The 3,276-nt window shown below is 74.2% G+C and carries 1 protein-coding gene and 1 pseudogene; both read left to right on the forward strand.

Features of this window, described 5'->3' with window-relative positions; genetic code table 11:
• Positions 1 to 927 (forward strand): annotated as a pseudogene (locus FNX44_RS28315) (hypothetical protein); the annotation flags it as partial.
• Positions 928 to 1,562: 635 nt separating this feature from the next.
• Positions 1,563 to 3,194, forward strand: a complete 1,632-nt coding sequence (locus FNX44_RS25275) for a sensor histidine kinase (protein WP_143651310.1) — start codon at positions 1,563 to 1,565, stop codon at positions 3,192 to 3,194.
• Positions 3,195 to 3,276 lie beyond the last annotated feature (82 nt).

Below are 3,276 nucleotides of genomic sequence, written 5' to 3' on the forward strand. Positions count from 1 at the left end.
CGGCTGGCGCGGCCGACGTCCGCGCCGCGCCGCCCCGCCGCCGGTCACCGCCCCGCCGCCGGTGGCCGCAGCGCCCGACGGCTGCTGCCGGCGACGCCGATGGGCGCGGTGGTGGGCCGGGAGTTGCGGCAGTGGTGGCGGGACCCGTGGCGTTCGCTGGAACTCCAGTGCGCGGTGTGGACGGTGGTGTTCATCGGGCTGATCGGCGTGGTCAGCGGTCTTCCGGTGCTGCTGCCGTTCGCCGGGGCGGTGCTCGGCCTGTTCACCGGGCTGGTGGCCTGCAACCTGCTGGGACAGGACGGCACGGCGCTGTGGCTGACCGTCGTCGGCGCAGGGCCGGGGACCGTGCGGGACGACGTGCGGGGTCGGCAGATCGCGCTGCTGCTGATGTTCGCACCGGCCGCTGTGGCGCTGACCGTCGTGATGACGGTGGTCTCCGGTGAGCACTGGACGTGGCCGGTGGTGGCGACGCTGCTGCCCGCGCTGCTGGGGGCCGGCATCGGGATGGCGGTGCTGCTGTCGGTGGTGGCCGGGACGCCGGGAGTCGACCCGAAGTACCGCGTCGGGCCGAACGACGCGGGCGACGTCTCGTACCAGCTGTGGATCTCGATCTACGGCACGCTGCTGGCGGCGCTGCCGGCCGTGCTGCTCGCGGCGGCGCTGGTACCGGGCCGGTACGCGGGCACGCTCGGCGCGGTGGCGTGGCTGGCGGTGCCCGTCGGTGTGGTGAACGGGGTGCTCGCGGCCTGGCTGCTGGGGCGGGTGGCGCATCGGCGCCTGGCGGCCAGGCTGCCGGAGACGTTCGTCCGGCTGCGCTACGGGCGGGCGATCGCCGCCGAGCAGCAGCCGGAGGGCGACGGTTGGCTGGACCGGATGGAACGCGGGGCGATCGAGGGCAACCAGGAACGCCGCCCGGTGGGCAGCTGAGCGTCGCTGCGGAGGTCCGGTGCGGCGCGGCCCGGTGCGGTCCGGTCCGGTGCTTGCCCGGCGCGGCGTGGTCCGGGCCGGCGCGGTCCGGTCCGGTGCGGTGCTTGCCCGGTGCGGCTCGGTGCCGGGCCCGGCCGGTCGCGGCGAGCGGTGCCCACCGTCGGCACGCGAGGTGGGCACCGCGACCGTCACAGACGCTTCGGGCCGGTCATCTCCGGTCCTGGCCCGTCCTGTTCGGGGTCGGCGCCGGCGTCAGCCGCAGCCGCCGCCGCACTGGCAGGCGCCGCCCGACTGGCAGCCGCAGCTGCAGCCGGGTCCGCAGCTGCACGAGGCCGGCAGCGGCGGGGGGACGGGAGTAGGTGTGCGTGGCGCGTCGGCCATGGCAACCCTCCTGGGTGGGATGGGTGTTCGGGACTGGGTGACACGCGCACAGCGGTCACCGAGTCCATTGCAAGGCCGTTCGGCAGGCCACACAACGGCGCATTCCCGGCGCGCGGGAGCACAATCGACCGTAGGCGACGACTTCTGTCCACGCCATCGCCAATTCGGACTACCCCCGCACCTACCAAAGGTTGAGTCGCAACGCGACAAACGGCGGGTGCGCGGGGCCTCGGGCGGTCCGTAACGTTCGGTGTGTGCTCAAGCTCCCCGACACCTCCCCGCTCCGAGACTCCCGTGGTCGAGTGCGTCCCTGGCGCTGGTTCTTCGGCCCCGGGCCGTGGACTGTGTCGCGGATCCTCGGCGAGGTGCTGGCGCTGCTCGTGCTGCTGCCGCTCGGGCTCGGCATACAGTTCGGGTCGCATGGCATGGGGCCGAGTGTGCTGCTGTTCGCGTGCGTCGGCTTGGCGGTGGCGCTGCTGCGCCGGCCGCTCCCCGGTGTGACGCTGATCGGCACGACCGCCGCCGGGGTGGTGATGCCCGGGGCGTCGCTGCTGCTGCCGCTCGCCAGCTGGTCGGCGGGCAAGCGCCTGGAGCGGCCCGGTCGCGCGCTCGCCGTGCTGTCCGCCGCTCTGGCCATCGAGCTGGTCAGCGGCGTGTACCGGACGTTTGTCAGCGGCGACGGCATACGTTCCTGGAGCGGGGTCGCGCTGTCGCTGATCTGGTTCCTCGTGGTGGTGGTCATTCCCGGGTTGACCGCGCGGTACCTCGGCCAGCGCCAGCGGCTGCTCGCCTCCCTCCAGGCGCAACACCGCCAGTTGCTGCGGGAGAACGCGATCATCGCCCGGGAGACCAGGCTGCGGGAGCGCCAGCGCATCGCCCAGGACATGCACGACTCGCTCGGCCACCAGCTGACGCTGATCGCCGTGCACACCGGCGCCCTCCAGGTGGACCCGGCGCTCTCCGGCCCGCAGCGGGAGGCGGTCGGCGTGCTGCGCGACGCCTCCGTCGCCGCGATGCGCGAGCTGCGCGAGGTCGTCGGCCTGCTCAAGGACGACGTGGGGGAGGAGCGGGAAGCGGGTTCGGCGCACGGCCTCGACCAGCTCGACGGCTTGGTCTCGGCGTCCAACCAGGCCGGCGCCCGGGCCGCGCTGAGCCGGATCGGCTCGCCGCGCCCGCTCGCCCCGGCCGCCGAGCAGGCCGCGTACCGCATTGTCCAGGAGGGGCTGACCAACGCGCACAAGCACGCGCCGGGTGCAGCGGTCGAAGTGGTGCTGCGGTACGAGCCGGACGTGGTCCTGGTCGAGGTCGTCAACGGGCCTCCGGCACCCGGCGGTTCGGCCGCCGGTCCGCTGTCGGTCAGCGGCGGGCGGGGGCTGACCGGGCTCGCCGAACGCGCCCGCTCGGCCGGCGGCATGCTGCACCACGGCCCGTACGGCGCCGACGGCGGCTTCCGGCTGACCGGAGTGCTGCCCTACGAGGGCGAACCGGCGCCCGACCCCAGGCTGGCGGCGGCCGACGATCTGCACCGGGCGGTCAACGGTCGTTGGCGCGGCTGCCTGCCGGTGGTCCTGGTCGCCGGGCTGCTGACGGTGTCGCTCCTCATAGCCGGGCTGCTCTGGCTGTTCACCGAGATCAACAAGGGGCTGGTGACGCGGGAGCAGTACCACTCCGTCCGGGTGGGTCAACCCGAGGACGAGGTGCGCGAGCGGCTGCCGGAGGGTACCGGGATCGGGGACGTGCTCGACGCCGAGCAGAAGGAACGGCCCCGGGGCTCCACGTGCCTGGTGATGTTCGCCGAGTCCCCGCTGAACAAGGACGGGAGCGGCAGCCTGGCAAGGTTCTGCTTCCGGGATGGCAAGCTGGTCGAGAAGCTGAGTTTCGACTGACGCGCCGGCCGCCCGACGGCCGGGCCCGCGCTCGTCCCGTTCCACCGCCGTCCCAGCCCTCAGCCCCGCCAGCCCTCAGTCC

It is taken from the genome of Streptomyces alkaliterrae (genome assembly GCF_007097205.2).
Classification (GTDB): domain Bacteria; phylum Actinomycetota; class Actinomycetes; order Streptomycetales; family Streptomycetaceae; genus Streptomyces; species Streptomyces alkaliterrae.